The 6,037-nt window shown below is 68.5% G+C and carries 5 protein-coding genes; 1 reads left to right on the top strand and 4 read right to left on the bottom strand.

Going from position 1 to position 6,037, the window contains the following annotated elements:
- On the bottom strand, positions 1-930 hold a 930-nt coding region (locus tag G6026_RS17350), incomplete at its 3' end, for an alkane 1-monooxygenase (protein ID WP_241728029.1).
- Positions 931-1,212: 282 nt separating this feature from the next.
- Here G6026_RS17350 and G6026_RS10750 point away from each other — a divergent pair.
- The gene (locus G6026_RS10750) at positions 1,213-3,051 is read left to right on the top strand and encodes an ABC transporter ATP-binding protein (protein WP_231750615.1); all 1,839 of its coding nucleotides are present in this window, start codon (positions 1,213-1,215) and stop codon (positions 3,049-3,051) included.
- A gap of 34 nt (positions 3,052-3,085) precedes the next feature.
- Here the strand turns inward: G6026_RS10750 and G6026_RS10755 are convergent, their stop codons facing one another.
- The 3 genes from G6026_RS10755 to G6026_RS10765 form a co-directional block, all read right to left on the bottom strand.
- Positions 3,086-4,015: an SDR family oxidoreductase gene (locus tag G6026_RS10755; protein ID WP_107755246.1), complete on the bottom strand. Its 930-nt coding sequence runs from the start codon at positions 4,013-4,015 to the stop codon at positions 3,086-3,088.
- 80 nt (positions 4,016-4,095) lie between these two features.
- Positions 4,096-5,427, bottom strand: coding sequence for a TrpB-like pyridoxal phosphate-dependent enzyme (locus G6026_RS10760; protein ID WP_182613175.1), 1,332 nt, complete (start codon positions 5,425-5,427; stop codon positions 4,096-4,098).
- A 40-nt stretch (positions 5,428-5,467) separates the two neighbouring features.
- Positions 5,468-5,950: a GNAT family N-acetyltransferase gene (locus G6026_RS10765; RefSeq protein ID WP_182613176.1), complete on the bottom strand. Its 483-nt coding sequence runs from the start codon at positions 5,948-5,950 to the stop codon at positions 5,468-5,470.
- Positions 5,951-6,037 lie beyond the last annotated feature (87 nt).

Below are 6,037 nucleotides of genomic sequence, written 5' to 3' on the forward strand. Positions count from 1 at the left end.
CGAGAAGCCGAAGACCGCCTGCACGAGGAGCCACGGCGCGACCTCCCAGCCGAACACCGCGATGAGCCCACCGAACAGGACGACCGTCATGAGCCACGCGTTGAGGTTGTCGTTGCGGATGGTCCACGGCCCCTTGCCCAGACGGCCGAGACGCTCGACCTCGAGGTGCCAGGCCGATCGTGCGGAACCGACGACGCTGCGCGGGAGAAACGCCCAGAACGACTCGCCGAAGCGAGAGCTGGCCGGATCCTCGGGGGTGGCCACGCGGGCGTGGTGTCCGCGGTTGTGCTCGATGAAGAAGTGCCCGTACCCGGTCGTGGCCAGGGCGACCTTGGACAGCCACTTCTCGCTCCCGGCGATCTTGTGGCCGAGCTCGTGTGCGGTGTTGATCCCGATGCCCCCGGTGATGGCCACGGTCCAGGCCACGCCGATCGACGCCGCGATCCCGAGACCACCGTCGTACCCGAGCCACGACAGGTCCTGCGCGGTCCAGAGGTAGCAGGCGACGATGAGGGATGCGTACTGGAAGGGGATGTACAGATAGGTGCACCACCGGTAGAACGGGTCGGCTTCGAGCTTGTCCATCACCTCGTCCGGCGGGTTCTCTCCATCGGCGCCGATCGCCAGGTCACCGAGGGGGATCACGATGTACACCAGGACGGGGAGCAGGAACCACGCGGCGGTGGCGGCCCACCCCAGACCCAGCGAGTTGAACCCGATGACGAACGGCATCGACAGGAACAGGCCCATGGCAGGGATCAACCCGAGCAGCCACAGGTACCGCTTGACGTCGGTCCAGGCGTAGGGCTCGACGCCTCCGTCGGTGGCGTCCCCCACGGGGGAGTCGGCCTGCCCCGCGGGAGCCGTCATGTGGTCCCGGTCTGGATTATCGGCTCCGCCGCGGGGGCGGATGTATTCGGTGCTGGACATCGTCACGACCTCCGAAGTTCACTCGGGATGTGGCATACGCCACTTCATGTGGTCGAGGTTAGACAAAAACCGTGGCGTTGTCTAGACACGATCTCTTACTTTGTCCAGACGTGGCTATTTCGTGACCCATCTGCGTCGTCGGCTCGGCGGCCCGGTCAGCTCAGCACCCGTGGAATAAGGGCACCGGACACGCGGTTGTACCGACAGGTCGTCGGAAACCCCCTCTCCGACGCAGGAGGAGTGGCGGACGTGACGATGCAGCAGGCCGCCATGCGCACCCTGATGCGGGCCGAGAACAACAACATTACGCTCGACCGCAGCGTGTTCACCCGCGAGAACTTCCGGCGGATCGGACAGTTCGCGAAACCGCACACCAGGCGGATCGTCCTGTTCCTGATCCTCTCGGTCTTCGGCGCCTCACTCGCCGTGGTGACCCCGCTGCTCGCCGGCCGCGTCGTCACGGCGATCGTGGACGGCACCGCCGTGCGAGTGGTGTTCCTCCTCGCCGCCGCCATCGCGGTGATCGGCGTCGTCGAAGCGGTCAACGCGGTGGTGACCAGATTGTGGTCGGCCCGGATCGGCGAGGGCCTGATCCTCGACCTCCGCCGTGCGGTGTTCGACCACGTCCAGACCATGCCCGTCGCCTTCTTCATGCGCACCCGCACGGGCGCGCTGGTCAGTCGACTCAACAACGACGTCATGGGCGCCCAGCGGGCGTTCTCGGACACCCTCTCCGGGGTCGTGTCCAACCTCGTCCAGCTCATCCTGACCCTCGTCGTGATGGCCGGGATCAACTGGCAACTCACTCTCATGTCGGTGCTGCTGCTGCCGGTGTTCCTGTTCCCCGCGCGCTACGTGGGCCGGCGTCTGGCCAGGCTGCGTCGCGAGGCCTCCGACCTCAACGCGTCGATGAACGACCAGATGACGGAACGCTTCAACGCGGGTGGCGCGACCCTGGTCAAGCTCTTCGGCCGCCCCGCCGCCGAATCCGCGGAGTTCGCCTCCCGCGCGGGCCGCGTTCGGGACATCGGGGTCCGGACCGCGCTGCTGATGAGCGTGTTCATGAACTCGCTGACGCTGGTCTCCACCCTCGCACTGGCGCTGGTCTACGGCATCGGTGGCTGGTTCGCCCTGTCCGGCGGGATGGACGCCGGGTCCGTCGTGGCACTCGCCCTCCTGCTGACCCGCCTCTACGGACCCCTGACCTCTCTGGCCAACGCACCGATGGACGTGGTGACCGCCGTCGTCAGTTTCGAGCGGGTCTTCGAGGTCCTGGATCTGGACCCGCTGCTCAAGGACGCCCCCGACGCGGTCGACGTGCCGGAGGGACCGGCCGCCATCGAGTTCGACGACGTCCGGTTCTCCTACCCCTCGGCCGACAAGGTGTCCCTTGCCTCGCTCGAGGAGGTCGCCGTGCTCGACACCCGCGGTGGCCAGGAGGTGCTGCACGGGATCAGCTTCCGTGCCGATCCCGGTCAGATGCTCGCCCTGGTCGGGTCCTCCGGCGCGGGTAAGTCCACCATCGCGTCGCTGCTTCCGCGCCTCTACGACGTGGACTCGGGGGCGGTGCGGGTCGCGGGCCTCGACGTGCGTCGGGTCACCTCGTCGTCACTGCGCCGGACGGTGGGCATGGTCACCCAGGACGGCCATCTCTTCCACGACACCATCCGCGCGAATCTGACCTTCGCCCGCCCGGAGGTCACCGACGAGCGCGTGTGGGACGCCCTGCGCCGGGCGCGGCTGGAGGACCTGGTCCGCTCGCTGCCCGACGGGCTGGACACCGTCATCGGAGACCGCGGGTACCGTCTGTCAGGCGGCGAGCGCCAGCGGCTGACCATCGCGAGACTGCTCATCGCGGAGCCGTCCGTCGTGGTCCTCGACGAGGCCACCAGCGCGTTGGACTCCACCAACGAGTCCGCGGTCCAGGAGGCCCTGACCGAGGCAATGTCCCACCGGACGTCGCTGGTGATCGCGCACCGATTGTCCACCGTCCGCGCCGCCGACCTCATCCTCGTGCTGGAGGACGGCTGCGTGGTGGAGTCGGGCACCCACACCGAGTTGCTGGCAGCGGGTGGGCGGTACACCGAGCTGTACGAGACACAGTTCGCCGACCAGGAGTGACGACTCCCGCGCGGTGGCGCGGGGGAGGGCGTGATCAGCTCTCGAGGTGCAGCCCCAGTTCACGCGCCGCGAGGGCGGCGTACTTGGACGTCTGCTCGAATGCGCCCTCCAGGGTCTGGGCGTCGGTGAGGTCGGCGATCTCGCTCCACCGCTCGGCCACGACCTCCGGGGTCCGGGCGTTGTCCGGGAGATAGATTCCCCGGCTCTCGACCATCTGCGAGACCGCGAACACCCCGGCGCCGGCACCGAGGATGGTCTTGGTGGGTGCCTCCTCACTGACCATGAACAGCGCCCCGGGTGCGATGGTCTCCGGGCCCATGATGTCCAGCACTCGCTGCGGCAGGAGGTCCTCGGTCATGCGGGTGGCGGCCGTGGGCGCGATCGAGTTGACCTTGATGTTCTTCTTGGCGCCCTCGATGGCCAGGACGTTCATGAGACCGACGAGGCCGGACTTCGCGGCGGCGTAGTTGCTCTGGCCGAAGTTGCCGTAGATGCCCGAGGACGAGGTGGTCATGAGGATGCGGCCGTATCCGGCCTCGGCCATGTGGGGCCAGACGGCCTTGGTGCAGTTGACCGAGCCCATGAGGTGGACCTCGAGGACCTTGCGGAAGTCGTCGGTGTCCATCTTGGCGAACGACTTGTCGCGCAGGATGCCGGCGTTGTTCATGAGGATGTCGATGCGTCCCCACGTGTCGATGACCGAGGAGACCAGCGCGTCGACCGCGGCCTCGTCGGTGATGTCGGTGCCGTCGACGATCGCCTCGCCCCCGGTCGCGACGATCTCGTCGACGACTCGCTGGGCCGGTGAGGACGTGCCGCCCTCGCCGTGGACGTCACCGCCGAGGTCGTTGACGACGACCTTGGCACCGCGCTCGGCCAGGGCGAGGGCGTACGCGCGGCCGAGGCCGCCGCCGGCACCGGTGACGATAGCGACGCGGTCGGTGAAATCGATCGGGTTGACCATGGGTGGCTCCTGGTGGTGAGAGTGGATCGGTCGGGTCGGGGGTGGCTCTGTTGGCGCGGTGCCCTGCTGGCGCGGGTCGGTCAGCCCAGCTCGCCGCGGACGTACGACTCGTAGGCAGGGAGGTCGAGGAAGCCGTGACCGGACAGGCCGATCACGATGGACGGGCCCGTGCCGGCCTCGCCGGTGTGCCTGCGGGCCTCGTCGAGGGCTCCGGCGAGGGCGTGGGTGGACTCGGGCGCGGGGACGATTCCCTCGGCCTTGGCGAACTCCACACCGGCTGCGAAGGCGACGTTCTGTTCCACCGCGATCGAGTCGAGCAGCCCGAGGTGCTTGACGTGACTGACCAGGGGTGCCATCCCGTGGTATCGCAGTCCGCCCGAGTGGATGGGGTCCGGAACGAAGTCCTGGCCCAGCGTGTACATCTTCATGAGCGGTGTCAGCCCCGCGACGTCCCCGTGGTCGTAGCGGAACTCACCCTCGGTCATGGAGGGGCACGCGGACGGCTCGACAGCGACGATCCTCGTCCGCGCGCCGGCCAGGTTCTCGCGGATGAAGGGGAACGCCAGACCGGCGAGGTTGGAGCCGCCCCCGGCGCACCCGAACACGAAGTCGGGGGCCATCTCGCCGAACATTCCCAACTGCTTGAGGGCCTCCTCGCCGATGATCGTCTGGTGGAGGCACACGTGGTTGAGAACGGACCCCAGGGAGTAGCGGGCCTCGGTATCGCCCGCGGCCACCTCGACCGCCTCTGACACCGCCATGCCCAGCGAACCGGGGGTCCGGGGGTCCTTGGCGAGGAAGGACCGTCCGGCCTCGGTCAGGTCGGAGGGGCTGGGGTGAACGGACGCGCCGAAGGTCTCCATGAGCATGCGGCGGTACGGCTTGGACTCGAACGATGCCTTGACCTGCCAGACCTCCACCTCGATGCCGAAGGCCTGGCCCGCGAACGCCAGCGAGGCCCCCCACTGCCCGGCGCCGGTCTCGGTGGTGAGCTTGGTAATTCCCTCCGCGGCGTTGTAGTACGCCTGGGCCACGGCCGTGTTGGGCTTGTGCGAGCCGACCGGGCTGGTGCCCTCGTACTTGTAGAAGATCCTCGCGGAGGTATCGAGCGCCTTTTCCAGTCGGCGGGCGCGGATGAGGGGCGAGGGCCGCCACAGGCGGTAGATCTCCCGCACCTCCTCCGGGATCTCGACGTACCGCTCGCCGGTGACCTCCTGCTCGATGAGCGCCATGGGGAAGAGCGGGGCGAGGTCCTCCGGGCCGAGCGGCTCCTTGGTGCCAGGGTGCAGATGCGGCGCCATCGGCTCGGGCAGGTCGGCCTGGATGTTGTACCAGTGGGTCGGCATCTCGCTCTCGGGGAGCAGAGCCTTGACCAGAGGTTCCGTGGCCGGCGGTGCAGCATCAGACGTCATGTGGTGTCCTCGGAAGATGTCGGGAGGGGTGAGCCGCACCTCATCTTACGAGTTCGCGCCGCATGGGCAGGTGCGGGATCCGTTCATCCAAGTAGTCCGGTCCGCACCGGAGGAACCCGAACTGCTCGTACCACCCCTCGAGGTGGGACTGGGCGCCTATCTCGACGGGCGTCGTGCCGCAGAGCCCGATGCCGTGACGGATCAGGGCACCGGCGATCCCCCGCCCTCGCCACCCGGGCACCGTACACACACGGCCGAGGTGCATGACCCCACCGTGGACCCCCGATTCGAACACGCGCAGGGTCGCCACCAACTCGTCCGGTCCGGACTCGGTGGCCCGAGCCCAGGCCATCAGGTGCGTGGTGCCGGGGTCGGCATCGACGTCGTCGATCTCCGCGTACGGGCAGTCCTGCTCGGCGACGAAGACGTCCACGCGCAGCTTGTACAGCGCGTGGACGTCCAGCGGCCCCAGCCCGGTCAGCGGAGAGGCGACGACTCTCCACGGAGACTCGTGCTCACCCATCAACTGCAGGTCAGGGCTTGTCGGCCGGGGAACCACCGGCCGGATCGTCGTCCGACGGCTGCGGCGCGGAGCCGGCGGCCGGGCCGG

This window comes from Dietzia sp. DQ11-38-2, assembly GCF_014145055.1.
GTDB lineage: Bacteria > Actinomycetota > Actinomycetes > Mycobacteriales > Mycobacteriaceae > Dietzia.

Excerpts from the sequence above, each read along its gene's own strand:
- G6026_RS10750 (WP_231750615.1), top strand. The coding sequence starts at position 1,213 with ATGCGGGCCGAGAACAACAACATTACGCTCGACCGCAGCGTGTTCACC.
- G6026_RS10755 (WP_107755246.1), bottom strand. The coding sequence starts at position 4,015 with ATGGTCAACCCGATCGATTTCACCGACCGCGTCGCTATCGTCACCGGT.
- G6026_RS10760 (WP_182613175.1), bottom strand. The coding sequence starts at position 5,427 with ATGACGTCTGATGCTGCACCGCCGGCCACGGAACCTCTGGTCAAGGCT.
- G6026_RS10765 (WP_182613176.1), bottom strand. The coding sequence starts at position 5,950 with ATGGGTGAGCACGAGTCTCCGTGGAGAGTCGTCGCCTCTCCGCTGACC.